At 65.5% G+C, this 17,464-nt stretch carries 19 protein-coding genes and 1 tRNA gene; 14 read left to right on the plus strand and 6 right to left on the minus strand.

Annotation, left to right across the window (positions count from 1 at the left end; translation table 11 throughout):
- Nucleotides 1-36 precede the first annotated feature (36 nt).
- The 3 genes from U1F38_RS02565 to U1F38_RS02575 all read left to right on the plus strand — a co-directional run bounded on the left by U1F38_RS02565 (nt 37) and on the right by U1F38_RS02575 (nt 2,962).
- Nucleotides 37-1,263 (plus strand): ISL3 family transposase, encoded by a 1,227-nt coding sequence (locus U1F38_RS02565; protein WP_409985275.1) that lies wholly within the window; start codon nt 37-39, stop codon nt 1,261-1,263.
- Between the two features lie 27 nt (nt 1,264-1,290).
- Nucleotides 1,291-2,223: a hypothetical protein gene (locus tag U1F38_RS02570; protein ID WP_409985485.1), complete on the plus strand. Its 933-nt coding sequence runs from the start codon at nt 1,291-1,293 to the stop codon at nt 2,221-2,223.
- A gap of 142 nt (nt 2,224-2,365) precedes the next feature.
- Nucleotides 2,366-2,962, plus strand: a complete 597-nt coding sequence (locus U1F38_RS02575; protein WP_409985486.1) for a hypothetical protein — start codon at nt 2,366-2,368, stop codon at nt 2,960-2,962.
- 129 nt (nt 2,963-3,091) lie between these two features.
- Here U1F38_RS02575 and U1F38_RS02580 read toward each other — a convergent pair whose 3' ends face one another.
- Nucleotides 3,092-3,775, minus strand: a complete 684-nt coding sequence (locus U1F38_RS02580) for an NUDIX hydrolase (RefSeq protein ID WP_409985487.1) — start codon at nt 3,773-3,775, stop codon at nt 3,092-3,094.
- A 42-nt stretch (nt 3,776-3,817) separates the two neighbouring features.
- On the opposite strand from U1F38_RS02580, the gene U1F38_RS02585 reads away from it, so the two are divergent.
- Nucleotides 3,818-4,804, plus strand: coding sequence for a metallophosphoesterase (locus U1F38_RS02585; RefSeq protein ID WP_409985488.1), 987 nt, complete (start codon nt 3,818-3,820; stop codon nt 4,802-4,804).
- The gene (locus U1F38_RS02590; protein WP_409985489.1) at nt 4,801-5,364 is read left to right on the plus strand and encodes a hypothetical protein; all 564 of its coding nucleotides are present in this window, start codon (nt 4,801-4,803) and stop codon (nt 5,362-5,364) included. The genes U1F38_RS02585 and U1F38_RS02590 overlap by 4 nt, the downstream gene beginning before the upstream one ends.
- Here U1F38_RS02590 and U1F38_RS02595 read toward each other — a convergent pair.
- A complete protein-coding gene (locus tag U1F38_RS02595; protein ID WP_409985275.1) occupies nt 5,352-6,578 on the minus strand; it encodes an ISL3 family transposase in 1,227 nt (408 codons plus the stop codon). The two genes, U1F38_RS02590 and U1F38_RS02595, sit on opposite strands and share 13 nt — an antisense overlap.
- A 28-nt stretch (nt 6,579-6,606) precedes the next feature.
- Here U1F38_RS02595 and U1F38_RS02600 point away from each other — a divergent pair, with 28 nt between their 5' ends.
- The gene (locus tag U1F38_RS02600; protein ID WP_409985490.1) at nt 6,607-6,981 is read left to right on the plus strand and encodes a hypothetical protein; all 375 of its coding nucleotides are present in this window, start codon (nt 6,607-6,609) and stop codon (nt 6,979-6,981) included.
- Here the strand turns inward: U1F38_RS02600 and U1F38_RS02605 are convergent.
- A complete protein-coding gene (locus U1F38_RS02605) occupies nt 6,956-8,137 on the minus strand; it encodes a hypothetical protein (protein ID WP_409985491.1) in 1,182 nt (393 codons plus the stop codon). The genes U1F38_RS02600 and U1F38_RS02605 overlap by 26 nt on opposite strands.
- A gap of 324 nt (nt 8,138-8,461) precedes the next feature.
- Between U1F38_RS02605 and rpmB the strand changes: the two genes are divergently transcribed.
- From rpmB to U1F38_RS02645, 8 genes are all read left to right on the plus strand, one after another.
- Nucleotides 8,462-8,695 (plus strand): 50S ribosomal protein L28, encoded by a 234-nt coding sequence (gene rpmB / locus U1F38_RS02610; RefSeq protein ID WP_293219891.1) that lies wholly within the window; start codon nt 8,462-8,464, stop codon nt 8,693-8,695.
- A 24-nt stretch (nt 8,696-8,719) separates the two neighbouring features.
- Complete coding sequence (rpmG, locus tag U1F38_RS02615; protein WP_006298735.1) at nt 8,720-8,890, plus strand: 50S ribosomal protein L33; 171 nt, start codon at nt 8,720-8,722, stop codon at nt 8,888-8,890.
- Nucleotides 8,891-8,993: 103 nt separating this feature from the next.
- Nucleotides 8,994-9,081, plus strand: a tRNA-Ser gene (locus tag U1F38_RS02620).
- Between the two features lie 102 nt (nt 9,082-9,183).
- A complete protein-coding gene (locus tag U1F38_RS02625; protein ID WP_409985492.1) occupies nt 9,184-10,494 on the plus strand; it encodes a replication-associated recombination protein A in 1,311 nt (436 codons plus the stop codon).
- Between the two features lie 226 nt (nt 10,495-10,720).
- On the plus strand, nt 10,721-11,650 hold the full coding sequence (locus U1F38_RS02630) for a branched-chain amino acid ABC transporter permease (RefSeq protein ID WP_409985493.1): 930 nt from the start codon (nt 10,721-10,723) through the stop codon (nt 11,648-11,650).
- A 19-nt stretch (nt 11,651-11,669) separates the two neighbouring features.
- The gene (locus U1F38_RS02635) at nt 11,670-12,857 is read left to right on the plus strand and encodes a branched-chain amino acid ABC transporter permease (RefSeq protein ID WP_409985494.1); all 1,188 of its coding nucleotides are present in this window, start codon (nt 11,670-11,672) and stop codon (nt 12,855-12,857) included.
- Nucleotides 12,858-12,878: 21 nt separating this feature from the next.
- Nucleotides 12,879-13,655, plus strand: a complete 777-nt coding sequence (locus tag U1F38_RS02640) for an ABC transporter ATP-binding protein (RefSeq protein ID WP_409985495.1) — start codon at nt 12,879-12,881, stop codon at nt 13,653-13,655.
- 1 nt (nt 13,656) lies between these two features.
- Nucleotides 13,657-14,373 carry an ABC transporter ATP-binding protein gene (locus tag U1F38_RS02645; protein WP_409985496.1) on the plus strand — a complete coding sequence of 239 codons (717 nt, stop codon included), beginning with the start codon at nt 13,657-13,659 and terminating at the stop codon, nt 14,371-14,373.
- 67 nt (nt 14,374-14,440) lie between these two features.
- On the opposite strand, the gene bktB is transcribed toward U1F38_RS02645, so the two are convergent.
- The 3 genes from bktB to U1F38_RS02660 all read right to left on the minus strand — a co-directional run bounded on the left by bktB (nt 14,441) and on the right by U1F38_RS02660 (nt 17,403).
- A complete protein-coding gene (bktB, locus tag U1F38_RS02650) occupies nt 14,441-15,625 on the minus strand; it encodes a beta-ketothiolase BktB (protein ID WP_409985497.1) in 1,185 nt (394 codons plus the stop codon).
- Nucleotides 15,626-15,784: 159 nt separating this feature from the next.
- Complete coding sequence (locus tag U1F38_RS02655) at nt 15,785-16,558, minus strand: SDR family NAD(P)-dependent oxidoreductase (RefSeq protein WP_409985498.1); 774 nt, start codon at nt 16,556-16,558, stop codon at nt 15,785-15,787.
- 233 nt (nt 16,559-16,791) lie between these two features.
- Nucleotides 16,792-17,403: a YSC84-related protein gene (locus U1F38_RS02660; protein ID WP_409985499.1), complete on the minus strand. Its 612-nt coding sequence runs from the start codon at nt 17,401-17,403 to the stop codon at nt 16,792-16,794.
- Nucleotides 17,404-17,464: the final 61 nt, after the last annotated feature.

Raw genomic sequence — 17,464 nt, forward strand, 5'->3', positions numbered from 1 at the left:
TGACGCATCGGCCATGACAAACAGGGAGCGATTCGCATGCATGACAAGTTGTTCGAAGCGGCGCTCGGCATCACGCAGCCGTGGTTCGTTGCCGGCGTCCGCTTCGACGAGGCCTCCAAGGTCTTGACGGTGGGTATCGACTTCACCGCCGGCAGCTGCTTTGCCGTCGAGGCGGTGGCCGGCGAGCATCCGGTGCACGACACCGTGACCAAGGTCTACCGGCACCTGAACTTCTTCCAGCACGAATGCGTGCTGCAGGTGCGCACGCCGCGCGTGAGGCTGCCCGACGGGCGGGTAGCGCTGATCAAGCCGCCGTTCGCAGGTAAACTCTCGGGCTTCACGCTCTTGTTCGAGGCGCTGGTGCTGATGCTGGCGCCGCAGATGCCGTTTGCGGCGGTGGCGCGCATCGTGGGCATCTCGGCGTACCGGGTGCTGGCCATCTGCCGTCGCTATGTCGAGTTGGCGCTGGAGGCCGCCGATTTCAGTGACGTCACCGCGTTGGCCATCGACGAGACCTCGCGCGCCAAGGGCCACGACTACATCACGCTGGCCGCCGATGCGCAAAAACGCCGAGTGCTGGCCGTGACCGAAGGACGCGATGCCAAGACGATCACAACCATCGCTGGCGAACTGGCCAAGCACGGCTGCCCGCCCGAGCAAATCGACTCGGTCAGCATCGACATGTCGCCGGCGTTCATCAAGGGCTGCACCGATGAGTTGCCCAACGCCCGCATCACGTTCGACAAGTTCCACGTCGTCTGGCATGCCAATGCGGCCGTGGACAAGATGCGGCGCATCGAGCAGCGCAGCGACAAGTCGCTCAAGGGGCTGCGCTGGTCGCTGCTGAAGGATCGCGCCAGTCTCAACCCCGAGGCCGCTGCCGATCTCGATGCGCTGGTCGCCAGGATGACCACGGTGCGCACGGCTCGCGCCTGGGTCTACAAGGAACGGCTGCGCGAGATCCTCGAGCGCAAGCAGATCAACGTCGTGCGCTCGATGCTCGAGCACTGGTGCACCTGCGTCATGCGCTCCAAGGTCGAGCCGATGAAAGACGTCGCCGCCCTCGTGCGGCGTCACATCGAAGGCATCGTCGCCTGGGCACAAACCCGCCAGACCAATGGCTTCCTCGAAGCACTCAACGGCCTGTTCCAAGCCGCCAAGCGCCGAGCCCGCGGCTTCGCGACCTTCAACACGATCAAGGTCGTCGTCTTCCTGATCGCCGGCAAGCTCGACTTCCATGCCGTCAACCCTCATGCCCGGTAACCCACTCGATTTTCAACAGAGCCCCTTTTGAACATGGTCGCCACCCTGGCGGGGCCGGGCACGGTTTCGGCCTACGCCTTTCCGACCAAGGACGAGGAGTGCAGCAAGCTGCTGCTGTCGGCGTTCCTGGAAGGCCCTGCGGTGGTCATGTTCGACAACCTGACCAGCAACCTGATCCCGTTCAAGAGCCTGTGCAGTGCCCTGACCTCGGAGCAATTGACGGATCGCATTCTCGGGATCAGCAAGACCGCCACCGTCAACACCCGGGCGCTCATGCTCAGTAGCGGCAACAACGTCGGGCCGGTGGGCGACATGACCCGCCACACCGTGACGATTGCCCTCGATCCTCAGTGCGAGACACCAGCGACAAGGCAGTTCAACGACGACCCGCTGGCCAAAGTGCAGTCGTGTCGCGCCCACTATGTCAGCCTCGCTCTGACGGTGGTGCTGGCCTATCTGCACGCTGGCGCACCCGCGGTGGCTGTTGACGGCAAACCGTTGCAACCGCTGGGCAGCTACGCGCAGTGGACACGCCTGGTACGGTCGCCGCTGGTATGGCTGGGTCAGCCCGACCCAGCGGTACCGGTGTTCGATCGCATGGCAGACGATCCCGACCGCGAAACACTGGGGCGCCTGCTACAGGCCTGGCACGCCAAGTTCGGCAAATCTCCTACTGCGGTGCGCGAGGTCGTGGCCGCAGTGGACGCCATCGTGCCCGACCCGGAACTGGCGGAGGTGGTTCACGAGGTTTCGGAGGAGCGTGGCGTCGTCAATCGTCGCCGTCTGGGCCGATGGCTCGCCCGACATCAAGGCCACCTCGTTGACGGCATGAAGTTGGTCAGGGCCTCCAGGATCAGCGGTAGCGAACGCTGGCAGGTGGTTATGGGGGTTCCGGCGGTTTCCCGCAGCCGACCCGAAGAAAGTGTCCACGCGCAAGAGAACGCAGAGGTTGAAGCATGAGTTCCAGCAAAGGACAGCCCGCTGCCGATTCCGGTCACCCATGGCGCCTACGTGGCAACTTGCATGCGGCCCCGGATGCGCCAGCCATTGGTGAAATTTGCCAAATGATTTCGGAAAATTCTGCTGGGAAGGAGGTCTGACCATGGGTGGCTTTGGCAGTGGACGCAAGTGGGGCAAACCAACGGTTGACGACCGGCGCTCGCTGGATGTGCGGCGGCTGGCGCGTGACGGTCATCTGACGCCAGGCACGGCCTGTTCATGGGAATGGACGCGACGCGGTGAGGTGGTGTCGTCCATCGGCTTTTATGTGCAGTGCGATCGGATTTGGCTCACCTACCAACACCAGGAACGCGGCGGTGAATGGCGGAACATGAGTTACCCGGTGATCCTCGATCGAACGCCATGCCATCTCGGCGGTCAGCGCGTCTGGTGGCGATGCCCTGCACGCAACTGTGGGCGCCGGGTGGCCGTCCTGTACGCGGGCGAGGTATTTGCATGCCGGCACTGCTACAAGCTGGCGTATCCAAGCCAGCGCGAAACCTGTGACGACCGGTCAAGCCGGCGCGCGAACACGCTGCGCCGGCGGCTGAAGTGGGAGCCAGGCATTCTCAACGGCAACGGAGTCAAACCCAAGGGAATGCACTGGCGCACGTTCTGGCGGCTGCAAGCCCAGCACGATGCCTTCGTCAACGTGACGCTGACCGGCTTGGCTCGGCGGTTCAGGTTGCTGGACAATTAGACCCGGCATGGGCACCTGATTTGCTGGATTGCTCGGAGCAAGAGCGCCGACCAGCCTGGTACCCATGGCGGACCGGCGCCAAGAACGATGAACTCGACAGCCTCCAGCTTCTTCATTGGCGCGAGTCGCTCACGCGATCCGCCACACCTGCGCCGGCCGATGCGCCCCGCCAATCATCTTGCCCGGCACCTGCTTCAAAGCTCCAGCTTCTTCGATCCGGCGCCTGAAGGTCACCTTGTTGAGCGGCGCGCCCAGCACCGCCTCGCACCGGGCCTGAAGCTGCGGCAGCGTGAACTCCTCGGGCATGAACCCCGGCGCAAACTGCAGCGCCAGCAACTCGGCCCGCAGCCCCGCGATGGCCTGCCCTACCAACTGTTCATGATCAAACGCCAGGCTTTCGTCCCGGCTGGCCTGATGGGCATCCACCCACAGCAATTCCTGCACGCGCTTTCCCGGTTGCACCGGCAGCTCGTCACTCAACACGGCCCGGTACACCACCGTCATCGCCCACGGCGCCCGCGGGTCGCGCTTGGCCCCACCGACCGCCACCACCTGTCTGACGTGAGGCAGGGTTGTTCCCAGACGCTCCTGCGCCACCCGCTGCGCCGCTGCCTCCAGTGAAGCATCCAGGTCGATTCGGAGCACTCCCCCTGGCAACCCCAGCTTTCCCACGAACGGCGCCTGCTGCCGCTTGGCCAGCAATACCTGGAGACGGTCGGCCTCTACCCGAAACACGATCAGGTCCAGCCGTACCAGCGGCATCGGGTGGATGGGACCCGCTGGGATTTCGCTGTTGCGCTGCGGAGACGACATAGTTTTCAAATTGATCTAACTAAGTTATACTTAGTTTATCCGATGAACGAACAAGCAACAAGAAAGGTGATTGTCATGAGACTGGGTTATGACGTGATCGGCGACATCCACGGCCATGCCGACAAGCTGGAAGGGCTGCTGGAATCCATGGGCTATGCGCGGACCGGCTCGGGTTACCGGGCGCCCCACGGTCGCCAGGCGGTGTTTCTGGGCGACTTGATCGACCGCGGGCCGGATCAGGTGCGTGTGCTCTCGATCGTGCGTTCGATGGTGGATTCGGGTGCGGCGCGTTGCATCTTGGGCAACCACGAGTTCAACGCCATCGGCTACCTGACGGACGATCCAGGCAAACCGGGTGAAGCCTACCGGCCCAACCGGGTCGAAACGCCCAAGGCGATCAAAAATCGCAAACAGCACGCTGAGTTTCTGGCTCAGGTGGGCGAAGGTTCGGCCAGCCACCAAGACTGGGTGCGCTGGTTCCGCACGCTGCCGGTGTGCCTGGACCTGGATGGTGTCCGCGTGGTTCACGGGGGTTGGGACGACGGCTCGGTCGCTGCGCTGCAAAGCGCCGGCTGGGTGGATGGCGTTGCTCTGGACGACGCGCTGTTGCACCTGGCCTATGACGAAGAGGGCGCCGTGGGCAAGGCGCGCAAGCGACTGACTTGTGGGCTGGAACTGGCCTTGCCGCAAGGCCGCTTCATCCGGGACAAGGCTGGCCACGAACACCAGGATGTGCGGGTGGCCGACTGGCGGTACGAAGCGACGGACTTCAGCCAGGTGGCGTTGGTGCCGCCCGGCCAAGAAGAACTTCTGGATGGGATGGACTGGCCTGCCGGGCTGGAGCTTCGCCCCATCGAGGGCTCGCCGATCCTGATCGGCCACCACTGGTTCCAGGGCGTGCCGAAGGTGGAATGCCCCAAACTCGCCTGCCTCGATTGGTCGGCTGCCAAGGACGGGCCGCTGGTCGCCTACCGGTGGGACGGTGAAGATGAGTTGAGCGACGAAAAACTGTTCTGGGTGCAAGCATGACGAATCTTGAGGAACAGCGCAAGGCGCTGCAGCGCCAAATGGAGTGGTTGCTGGAGGACGTGCCGATCAAGAACGTCCTGCAGGAACTGCGGATTCAATCCGTCAGCGATGGTTCAGCCTTGCAAGGCTTCATCGCGCTGAAGGGCAGGCGTCTGCAAGTGAATGCCGAAGTCGGTTGGGATGGGCGCTGGCGCGTGGTTGGAACCGGCTTCAACCAAGGCGGCGACTCGTTTCTCTGCGACGAGCGGATGCTGCCAGCCCGTCAGGAAAGGGGAAGAACCGTTCTGGCCGTGCTCGAAATGTGGCAGGCGCTGCATGGCGCCGATGCATCAACGCCCGAAGCCTTGCAATTCGGCCAGCAGTATGCGCACGCCAAGCGCGCGCTGAGTGGGTTTGCACTCCAGATGCCCGCGCTTGCCGTGGATGGCGTCGCTTTGCGGCACGCGCTCAAATGGATCAGGAGGCGCTGTGAAGCTGATTTGGTGCAAGCAGAAGGCAAAGACCGGCAGGTCCATCTAAATTTTGGCTCTGTTGAAAATCGAGTGGGTTACCGGGCATGAGGGTTGACGGCATGGAAGTCGAGCTTGCCGGCGATCAGGAAGACGACGACCTTGATCGTGTTGAAGGTCGCGAAGCCGCGGGCTCGGCGCTTGGCGGCTTGGAACAGGCCGTTGAGTGCTTCGAGGAAGCCATTGGTCTGGCGGGTTTGTGCCCAGGCGACGATGCCTTCGATGTGACGCCGCACGAGGGCGGCGACGTCTTTCATCGGCTCGACCTTGGAGCGCATGACGCAGGTGCACCAGTGCTCGAGCATCGAGCGCACGACGTTGATCTGCTTGCGCTCGAGGATCTCGCGCAGCCGTTCCTTGTAGACCCAGGCGCGAGCCGTGCGCACCGTGGTCATCCTGGCGACCAGCGCATCGAGATCGGCAGCGGCCTCGGGGTTGAGACTGGCGCGATCCTTCAGCAGCGACCAGCGCAGCCCCTTGAGCGACTTGTCGCTGCGCTGCTCGATGCGCCGCATCTTGTCCACGGCCGCATTGGCATGCCAGACGACGTGGAACTTGTCGAACGTGATGCGGGCGTTGGGCAACTCATCGGTGCAGCCCTTGATGAACGCCGGCGACATGTCGATGCTGACCGAGTCGATTTGCTCGGGCGGGCAGCCGTGCTTGGCCAGTTCGCCAGCGATGGTTGTGATCGTCTTGGCATCGCGTCCTTCGGTCACGGCCAGCACTCGGCGTTTTTGCGCATCGGCGGCCAGCGTGATGTAGTCGTGGCCCTTGGCGCGCGAGGTCTCGTCGATGGCCAACGCGGTGACGTCACTGAAATCGGCGGCCTCCAGCGCCAACTCGACATAGCGACGGCAGATGGCCAGCACCCGGTACGCCGAGATGCCCACGATGCGCGCCACCGCCGCAAACGGCATCTGCGGCGCCAGCATCAGCACCAGCGCCTCGAACAAGAGCGTGAAGCCCGAGAGTTTACCTGCGAACGGCGGCTTGATCAGCGCTACCCGCCCGTCGGGCAGCCTCACGCGCGGCGTGCGCACCTGCAGCACGCATTCGTGCTGGAAGAAGTTCAGGTGCCGGTAGACCTTGGTCACGGTGTCGTGCACCGGATGCTCGCCGGCCACCGCCTCGACGGCAAAGCAGCTGCCGGCGGTGAAGTCGATACCCACCGTCAAGACCTTGGAGGCCTCGTCGAAGCGGACGCCGGCAACGAACCACGGCTGCGTGATGCCGAGCGCCGCTTCGAACAACTTGTCATGCATGCGAATCGCTCCCTGTTTGTCATGGCCGATGCGTCAACGTGCCGCATCGGCCAAGACGACAGCGTACCGGTTGCTGGCCAGCGTCAAGGGTTCGCTGCGCCGGGCTTCGCCTGCCCTTGACCCCGGCCAGCAACCAAAACACCCTCGATTCCGCCCACTCAAAATTCAAGAGAGGCTAAATTTTCAAGCCGGTCTGCTGCGACTCGATGTGGCTGGGCAGGTCTACGGTTGCGCGGCGCGCGGTGTCTGGGCTGTTCCGGCAGCGGTGCGATTGGACGACCTTCTGGCCGCCCCGCCATGGTCACTTCGCGGTGGATGGATTCGACTGAATTGGGCGACCGACGGTCTGCACATCAACGGATGGCTTGCCGGCGCGATCAAGGAAGGCAGCGCGCATGGCTGATAACAGCAAATTCGTACCGGTTAAAATCGAACCGTTCGGAGGCGACTTCTAGCCCGAGGCGGTCAGGGTGCAGCGAAGATTCCTTGGCGACGGCAATTGAAGGTGACGCGGCTGCGACGTCACGGATTGGGAAGGTTAGGCGCCCAATCCTCTCCGAATTCCCCCACAAGTTCTGCGCATTGGTGAACGGGCGCACAGTCGTGATCGAATAGTGATCGCCGCGCCAGCCCGCCACCACGGCTTGCTTCATTTGGTGGTTCGCAAAAACGTAACCGCGACCGTCGTGGTGTACCGTTGAAACCCCGCGCAGCACGGCAACGGCCTGTCGCGCCAAGTCTTCCGCCAACTCCCCGGTTTCAGCCGTTGGCGCGCGCGCTGTATCGCGTCTGGCGTTGTCTGCCATGTGTTCGATGCCACGACCGCGATGCTGGCCTTCGGCCACGCCCACTGACAACCGAATCGGCCCCGCCTTGACGGTCTTACCCGCCGGCACTTGCGCTAGATCGCCGGTCAGGTTGCCCTCGTACTCGGGCGTCTCGGGAATCACCGAATCGTTCACCGTGCGGTATCCGTCACGCACAATGCGACGCGCCAGCATCGCCGCAGCCGGGTTCTTGCCGCGCCACTGCGCCATCAGCGACTCCAGCCCGTCGAAGTCGGCCAGCGCCATCGCGTCGGCGTTTTCGTAGCCCCGCTGGGCGGCCTGCTTGTTCAGCCACCGCGCCTGCTGTTGCGCGTCCACGGCCATGCTGCGCACCTTCGGCTTGCGCCCGGCCAGGTGCTCGCGCGCCGCCGTCATCAACTCAGCGGCCAGCAGGTCGGCGCGCTGCTGATCGGACAGCCGGCCATCCAGCCAGCGCTCCATGCGCGCGGCCAGCGCCGTGAAGCCCGAGCGCGCCAGCCATTGCTGCACCTTGGGGGCCACCCGGCGCCAGCCCTTGAGCTTCACCAGATCGGTTGCATCCACCAGCAGTTCCTCGGCCGCCGTGGTGACTGGGATGATCAGGCGTTTGGCCAGGGCGTTGGCCCGGAGGTTCAGGTCGTCGTTCAGGTTCAGCAGCGACTGCATCATCCGCGTGCGATCATCGCCCAGGATCGCGGCCAGACCGGCGTGCCCGGCCTCGTGCGTGGCCAGCACGTGCTCGGCGCGCTCCATGCTCGCCAGGTTGTCGGCAAGAGGTAGCTGCCGGTGAAACGACCTCCACCCAGCGCCAGCGCTTGTTGGTATTTTTGTTGGTATCTTTCAATCCAAATTGATCAAACGCGAGTACACATGCGGCACGGCGCATGAGGTTCGATTTCCTCCGGGGCCAATTTCGGGCTATAATCCAAGGCTTTTCGATTTTTGCTTTGCCCAGTCAGGTTGGGCAGCGCAAACCCCCGGGGCCACCGCCACCCCTTTCATGGCGAGGTGAGGCCGAGGCGAGTCGCGTTGTCATGCGGCGCCAAGCCGCGGCCGGTTTGACTGGAGAGTGATGACATGGCACGTGTGTGCGAAGTCACGGGCAAGAAGCCCATGGTCGGAAACAACGTTTCCCACGCCAACAACAAAACCAAGCGCCGGTTTCTGCCCAACCTGCAGTACCGTCGCTTCTGGGTCGAGAGCGAAAACCGCTGGGTGCGCCTGCGCGTGTCCAGCGCCGCGCTGCGACTGATCGACAAAAACGGCATCGAGTCCGTGCTCGCCGACATGCGCGCACGCGGCCAAGCCTGATTCACTTAGCCAAAGGAGCACATCATGGCCACCAAAGGCGGACGCGAAAAAATCAAGCTGGAATCCACGGCCGGCACCGGTCACTTCTACACCACCAGCAAGAACAAGAAGACCATGCCCGAGAAGATGTCGATCATGAAGTTCGACCCCAAGGCACGCAAGCACGTCGAGTACAAGGAAATCAAGCTGAAGTGAGCTTCGGCACCTGACCCGACGGCAACCCGCTGCGCCCGCAGCGGGTTTTTTTTGCCTGGAGCAGGGCACCCAACCGATAAAATTTCAAACTTCGCCCATTTTCGGAAGCGTGGCAGAGTGGTCGATTGCACCGGTCTTGAAAACCGGCGACGGGCAACCGTCCGTGAGTTCGAATCTCACCGCTTCCGCCAAGACCTCTCATTGATCCAAACAGCGATGGTGCCAGCGGGGTTCGTCATGCGTCGGCCTGACCGTGCCGAGGCTGCTGCGACGGTCATCCCGACGAGAACGCGATGACGGCGGCATCGACGCCCCCCAACCCGCTGCAACCCTTGGCGGAACGCCTGCGCCCGCGCAGCCTGGGCGAGGTTGTGGGCCAGCAGCACCTGCTGGGACCGGGCATGCCGCTGCGTATCGCGTTCGAGTCGGGTCGCCCGCACAGCTGCATCCTGTGGGGGCCGCCGGGCACGGGCAAGACGACCATTGCGCGGCTGATGGCCGACGCGTTCGACGCGCAGTTCATCGCCATCAGCGCGGTCCTGGGCGGCGTCAAGGACATTCGCGACGCGGTGGCGCTGGCCGAAAGCGCGCGTGACGGACTGCAGCGCCAGGCCACCATCGTGTTCGTGGACGAGGTGCATCGCTTCAACAAGAGCCAGCAGGACGCGTTTTTGCCGCACGTCGAAAGTGGCCTCTTCACCTTCATCGGCGCGACCACCGAGAACCCCTCGTTCGAGGTCAACTCGGCCCTGCTGTCGCGTGCCACGGTGTACGTGCTGCACGCGCTCACCGAGCAGGATTTGAAGCAAATCGTCGCCAAGGCCCAGGCGGAACAAGCGCTGCCAGCTATCGAATCGGAAGCGTTGGAGCGTTTGATTGCCTACGCCGACGGCGACGCGCGGCGCCTGCTGAACACGCTGGAGACGGTGGCCGTGACGGCCGCGGCCGAGCAGCGGGATACGGTGGACGACGCCTGGCTGCTCAAGGTGCTGGGCCAGCAGCTGCGCCGCTACGACAAGGGCGGCGAGCAGTTCTACGACACCATCAGCGCGCTGCACAAATCGGTGCGCGGCTCCGACCCCGACGCTGCGCTGTACTGGCTGGTGCGCATGCTGGATGGCGGCGCCGAGCCGCGCTACCTGGCGCGGCGCCTGGTGCGCATGGCCAGCGAGGACATCGGCCTGGCCGATCCGCGCGCGCTGCGTCTGGCGCTGGACGCGGCCGAGGTGTACGAGCGCCTGGGCAGCCCCGAGGGCGAGCTGGCGCTGGCCGAATGCGTGGTGTATCTGGCCGTGGCGCCCAAGAGCAACGCGGTCTACAAGGCCTTCAACGCGGCGCGCGCCTTCGTCAAGCAGGACGTGACGCGGCCCGTGCCGCTGCACCTGCGCAATGCGCCGACCAAGCTGATGAAGGAGCTGGACTACGGCAAGGGCTACCGCTACGCGCACGACGAGGAGGGCGGCTTTGCCGCCGGCGAGCGCTACCTGCCCGAGGGCATGGCCGAGCCCGGTTTTTATCAGCCGGTGCCGCGCGGGCTGGAGATCAAGATCGGCGAGAAGCTGGCCGAACTGCGCCGCCGCAACCGCGATGCAGGCCCCCGTTGACGGGTTTTGCGATGTGGGAAAAACAAGGCTTGACGAAGGGTAAACCCGCGTCAGATCGTTGGTGGATGCGGGGCGGGGCCCGATAAAATCGCGCACACTTTTTGCCCGTGGCGTTGTTGGGGGCGGATTGGTCTGACGGCCGAAGGCGCCCACAAGGCAGCCGACGGCCATCGCGCAAACCCGGCTGGCCTGGAGACAACGGGCCGGTCACAAGAGGAAAGTTGTTATGGACATTCTGCTTCAGCAGATCATCAACGGGCTGGTGCTTGGCAGCATGTACGCCCTGATCGCCCTGGGCTACACCATGGTGTACGGCATCATCCAGCTCATCAACTTCGCCCACGGCGAGGTGCTGATGGTGGGCGCCCTGACGGCCTGGTCCGTCATCGGGTGGTTGCAGGGCGTCGCGCCCGGCATGCCCGCCTGGGTCATGCTGCTGCTGGCCACGCTGGCCGGCTGCGTGGTGGCCTCCATCGTCAACGTGCTGATCGAGAAGTTCGCCTACCGGCCGCTGCGCAACGCGCCGCGCCTGGCGCCCCTGATCACCGCACTGGGCATGTCGATCCTGCTGCAGGCGCTGGCCATGATGATCTGGAAGCCCAACGTCAAGTCATTCCCCTCCATGCTGCCGACCGACCCGTTCTTCATCGGCGAGGCGGTCATCACGCCCACGCAGATCATGATCCTGGTGGTCACGGTCATGGCGCTGGCGGTGCTGACCTGGATCGTCAACTACACCAACATCGGCCGCGCCATGCGCGCCACCGCCGAGAACCCGCGCGTGGCCTCGCTGATGGGCGTCAAGCCCGACTCGGTGATCTCGGCCACCTTCGTCATCGGTGCGGTGCTGGCGGCCATCGCCGGCGTGATGTACGCGTCCAACTACGGCACGGCGCAGCACTTCATGGGCTTTCTGCCGGGCCTGAAGGCCTTTACGGCGGCGGTGTTCGGTGGCATCGGCAACCTGGCCGGCGCGGTGGTGGGCGGTGTGCTGCTGGGGCTGATCGAGGCCATCGGCTCGGGCTACCTGGGTACCCTCACCGGCGGCTTCCTGGGCAGCGACTACACCGACATCTTTGCCTTCATCGTGCTGATCATCGTGCTGACGCTGCGGCCCTCGGGCCTGCTGGGCGAGCGCGTGGCGGATCGCGCCTGATTCGAGGGGATTGCAAATCATGGCGCAAAAAAACAAGCTCGTTTTCTTTCTGCTGTGCGCGCTGGCGCTGCTGGTGCTGCCGCTGGTGCTGCAGGGCTTCGGCAACGCGTGGGTGCGCATCGTCAACATCGCGCTGCTCTACACCATGCTGGCGCTGGGCCTGAACATCGTGGTGGGCTATGCGGGCCTGCTCGATCTGGGCTACGTGGCCTTCTTCGCGGTGGGCGCGTACCTGTACGGGCTGCTGGCCTCGCCCCAGCTCACCGACAACTTCCCCGCCATCGCGGCGATGTTCCCCCATGGCCTGCACTTGTCCATCTGGCTGGCGCTGCCGCTGGGGCTGCTGGTGGCGGCCACCGCAGGCGTCCTGCTGGGCATCCCTGTGCTCAAGCTGCGCGGCGACTACCTGGCCATCGTGACCCTGGGCTTCGGCGAGATCATCCGCATCTTCATGAACAACCTGGACCACCCGGTCAACATCACCAACGGGCCCAAGGGCGTCAACCAGATCGACCCGGTCCACTTCTTCGGCATCAACCTCAGCAAGCCGCTGCACCTGTTCGGCTTCGACGTCGCTTCGGTGTCGCTGTACTACTACCTGTTTCTGGTGGCGGTGATCATCACCCTGATCATCTGCAAGCGCCTGGAGGATTCGCGCATCGGGCGCGCATGGATGGCGATCCGCGAGGACGACGTGGCGGCCAAGGCCATGGGCCTGAACGTGCGCAACCTCAAGTTGCTGGCCTTCGGCATGGGGGCGTCGTTCGGCGGCGTGTCGGGTGCGCTGTTCGCGTCGTTTCAGCAGTTCGTCTCGCCCGAGTCCTTCAGTCTGATGGAGTCGGTGATGATCGTCGCCATGGTTGTGCTGGGTGGCCTGGGCCACCTGCCGGGCGTGGTGGTGGGCGCGCTGCTGCTGTCGGCGCTGCCCGAGGTGCTGCGCTACGTGGCCGGCCCCCTGCAGCAAATGACCGACGGCCGCCTGGACGCCGCCATCCTGCGCCAGCTCTTCATCGCGCTGGCCATGATCATCATCATGCTGCTGCGCCCGCGCGGCCTGTGGCCCTCGCCCGAGCACGGCAAGGCCAAGATCGACCCGGCCGACAAGGTCATGCCGCTGACGGCCCAGCAAGACCCGCCGGGCATCGACTTTCCGTCCGACGCCACGCCCGGCGCGGTGGCGGTGCGCCAAGACGCCATCAACCCCTGACGGCCCGCGGAGACGAATGTCATGAGCAACACCGATATCGTTTTGCAAGTCCAGGGCGTGTCCAAGCGCTTTGGCGGCCTGCAGGCCCTCACCGACGTGGGCATCACCATTCGCCGCGGCCAGGTCTATGGCCTGATCGGCCCCAACGGCGCCGGCAAGACCACCTTCTTCAACGTGCTGACGGGCCTGTACACGCCCGACAGCGGCAGCTTCGAGCTGGCCGGCCAGCCCTACAAGCCGCAGGCCGTGCATCTGGTGGCCAAGGCCGGCATTGCCCGCACCTTCCAGAACATCCGGCTGTTTGCCGAGATGACCGCGCTGGAAAACGTCATGGTGGGGCGCCACGTGCGCACGCATTCGGGCCTTTTTGGTGCGGTGTTTCGCACCGCCGGCTTCAAGGCCGAGGAGGCCGCCATTCGCGCCCGCGCGCACGAGCTGCTGGACTATGTCGGCATCGGCAAGTATGCGCACTTTCGCTCGCGCACCCTGTCGTACGGCGACCAGCGCCGCCTGGAGATCGCCCGCGCCCTGGCCACCGACCCGCAGCTGATCGCCCTGGACGAGCCCGCCGCCGGCATGAACGCCACCGAAAAGGTACAGCTGCGCGAGCTGATCGACCGTATCCGCAAGGACAACCGCACCATCTTGCTGATCGAGCACGACGTGAAGCTGGTGATGGGCCTGTGCGACCGCGTGACCGTGCTGGACTACGGCAAGCAGATCGCCGAGGGCACGCCGGCCGAGGTGCAGAAAAACGAAAAAGTCATTGAAGCCTATCTGGGCACCGGAGGACATTGAGATGGCCCAGACCTTGTTGAAAGTTTCGGGCCTCAAGGTGGCCTACGGCGGCATCCAGGCCGTCAAGGGCACCGACTTCGAGGTGCGTGAGGGCGAACTGGTGTCGCTGATCGGCTCCAACGGCGCCGGCAAGACGACGACGATGAAGGCCATCACCGGCACGCTGCCGCTGGCCGGCGGCGACATCGAGTACCTGGGCAAGTCCATCAAGGGCCAGGGCCCCTGGGACCTGGTCAAGCAAGGCCTGGCCATGGTGCCCGAGGGCCGCGGCGTGTTCACGCGCATGACCATCACCGAGAACCTGCAGATGGGCGCCTACATCCGGCGCGACAAGGCGGGCATCCTGCAGGACATCGAGCGCGTGTTCAGCATCTTTCCGCGCCTGCGCGAGCGCAAGGACCAACTGGCCGGCACCATGTCCGGCGGCGAGCAGCAGATGCTGGCCATGGGCCGCGCCCTGATGAGCCGCCCCAAGCTGCTGCTGCTGGACGAGCCGTCCATGGGCCTGTCGCCCATCATGGTGGACAAGGTGTTCGAGGTGGTGCGCGACGTGTTCGCGCAGGGCGTCACCATCCTGCTGGTCGAGCAAAACGCCAGCCGCGCGCTGGCCCTGGCCAACCGCGGCTACGTGATGGAGTCGGGCCTGATCTCGATGACCGGTTCGGGGCAGGACTTGCTGGCCGACCCCAAGGTGCGCGCCGCATATCTGGGCGAGTGACGCCCCGGCGCAAAAAAGCCGGCTGCAAGGGCCGGCTTTTTTGCGCGTGTTCAAGACATCGGTGCGGTCACATGCGCTCGAACACCGCCGCAATCCCCTGGCCGCCGCCGATGCACATCGTCACCAGCGCGTACTTGCCCTGGATGCGCTGCAGCTCATACAGTGCCTTGACGGTGATCAGCGCGCCGGTGGCGCCGATCGGGTGGCCCAGCGAAATGCCCGAGCCATTGGGGTTGACCTTGGCCGGATCGGCGCCCAAGCCCTTGGTGACGGCGCAGGCCTGGGCCGCGAAGGCCTCGTTGGCTTCGATCACGTCCATCTGGTCCAGCTTCAGGCCCGTGCGCGCCAGCACCGCCTTGGTGGCGGGCACCGGGCCGATGCCCATGATCCTGGGGTCCACGCCGGCATGCGCATAGCCCACCAGGCGCGCCAGCGGCTTGGCCCCGCGCGCCTTGGCGGCGCCGGCTTCCATCAGCAGCACGGCGGCGGCGGCGTCGTTGATGCCGCTGGCGTTGGCGGCGGTGACGGTGCCGTTTTCCTTCAGGAACACCGGCTTCATCTTCTGGAAGTCCTCCAGCTTGGCGCCGGCGCGGAAGTGCTCGTCCTTGTCAAAGGCCACCTCGCCCTTGCGGCTCTTGAGCATGATGGGCAGGATCTGGCCGGCAAAGCGCCCCTCGGCCCACGCTGCTTCAGCGCGCTGGTGGCTCGCCAGGGCCAGCGCGTCCTGCTCTTCGCGCGTGATGCCGAACTCCTTGGCCACGTTCTCGGCCGTCACGCCCATGTGGATGGTCTGGAAGGGGTCGTGCAGTGCACCCACCATCATGTCCACCATCTTGGTGTCGCCCATGCGCGCGCCAAAACGCGTGGCCAGGCTGGCGTAGGGTGCGCGGCTCATGTTCTCGGCGCCGCCGCCGATGGCCACGTCGCAGTCGCCCAGCAGGATGGACTGGCTGGCGCTGACGATGGCCTGCAGGCCCGAGCCGCACAGGCGGTTGACGTTCATCGCCGGCGTTTCCTTGGGGCAGCCACCGTTGATGGCCGCCACGCGCGACAGGTACATGTCGCGCGGCTCGGTGTTGACCACGTGGCCGAACACGACGTGGCCCACGTCCTTGCCCTCGATGCCGGCACGGGCGATCACCTCCTTGACCACGGCGGCGCCCAGATCGACGGTGGGAATGTCCTTCAGGCTGCCGCCAAAGGTTCCGACGGCGGTGCGCACGCCAGCGGCGACGATGACTTCACGGCTCATGATGCAAGGCTCCTTGGTTGAGTGATGTAAAGGGTACTGCGCGAGCCTCGAGTATGCCGCGAACAGGGCGGGATGTTGCGTCGCAGCATGTTTGTGGCGCCGCGGGTCGGGCAGAGGCCTCGCTCCCTCCGCCCGATGAAGTGCGCAGGCCGAATGCGCTCAGGCCGGATCGCGCACGTCGGCCACCGGGTTCTGGCCGAAGTCGGGACGCTGCAGAAAGGCCAGCACGCACTGCGCGGCTGCCTCGGGCGAGGCGAGGGCGCCATCGGACTTGAGTTGCTCGAAGCGGGCGCGATCGGGAAAGGCCTGGGCATCGGCGCTGCGCAATTGCACCTGCATGTCGGTGTCGATCACGCCCGGCGCCAGCGAGCACAGCCTGGCGCCATTGGGCTGGTCGGCCTCGTCCAGCGCGGCGCAGCGGGTGAACAGGTCCATCCCGGCCTTGGCCGCGCAGTATGCGGCCTGCGAGGCCATGGGGCGGCGCCCCAGGCCCGAGGAGATGTTGAGCACGCGGCGCTTGCCGCGCCAGGCGCGCGTGGCGTCCAGGAACGCGGCCGTCAGCAGCATGGGTGCTTCCAGCCCCACGCGCAGGGCACCCAGGGTGCCTTCGTCCGGCGCATCGCGCAGCGGCACGATGGCGGGGATGGCGCCGGCGTTGTTGATCAGCGTGGCCTGCTCGAAGCGATCGCCCGGCAAACTGGCCAGCCACTGGCGCAGGCGCTGGCTGACGGTGCGGGCGTCGGCCAGATCGACCGGCCATTGCGTGAGCGTGGCGCCCGCATCCCGTGCCTGGTTGGCCAGCGCGGCGTCGGGATGGCGCGCCAGGGTCAGCAGGGTGTGGCCGGGCGCCAGCAACTGACGGGCCATGGCCGCGCCCATGCCGCGCGAGGCGCCGGTGAGAATGGTGAGGGACTGGGGGGCGGGTGGGGTCATGTCCGCAATCTAACGCATGAACAGAGCAACGAGCGTCGCGCACGGGGAAACGCGCACTCTGCATCTCGATGGTTCATCGCGCTGCGCGCACCCGCAGCGCATCAAACCCAAGGGGTCGAAAGACCGCGGAGCAGGCCAGGCCAGCGGACGCCGTGGAACGGGCTTTGCCCGGCCACCGGCGTCGTCCCCCTTCAGGGGGAAGGCGCCGAAGGCGACGCAGGGGGTGGTCTATTTCATGGGGTGATCGGGCTGATCTTGGCGCCGGTGAGCGACACGCCCACTTCCAGTCCCACGTTGTTCATGACGAAGCTGACCACCGGTTGACGCACGGTTTCGGAGTCGACCGAGCCGTTGGCGCTGACCTTGCCGATGGCCACCGTGGCGTCGGCACCGACAGTCCAGCCCTTGCTGGCCTGGAATTTCTGCAGCGCCTCGCGCGTGCTGAACACGTAGACCACCGCCTTGGACTGCCCACCGACCTGCCAGCCGACCGAGGCGCCCGTGGTGCTGTAGTAGCCGGCCGTGCGCCCGCGCACGCGCAGCGCGCCGCGCCCGTGCTCGGCGCCGACGATCAGTGCGCCGCCGATGACCTCGGGGAACACCAGCACGCCGGCGGCATGCTGCACCATCTCGCGCGATCCCGGGGCGACCCGGTACAGGCGATCGAGCGTGGCGGTGACGGCGCTGTCGAGCTTGGCCTGGGTGCTGAAACTGCTGGCTTCGGCCGCCGGCGGCGCGGTGTCCGTCGTGGTCGTGCAGGCGCTCAGGCCCAGGGCGCCGGCGGCCAGGGCCAGCACCAGGCCGGTGGGGCGTGACCAGGATGCGAGGGTGCGGGAGGTTTTCATGGGGGCTCCTTGTGATTCAAGTTTTGGAGGAGAAAGATCCTCGATGGCAACTGTAAGCGCT

It is taken from the genome of Ottowia sp. (assembly GCF_046348305.1).
Taxonomy (GTDB): Bacteria; Pseudomonadota; Gammaproteobacteria; order Burkholderiales; family Burkholderiaceae_C; genus Ottowia.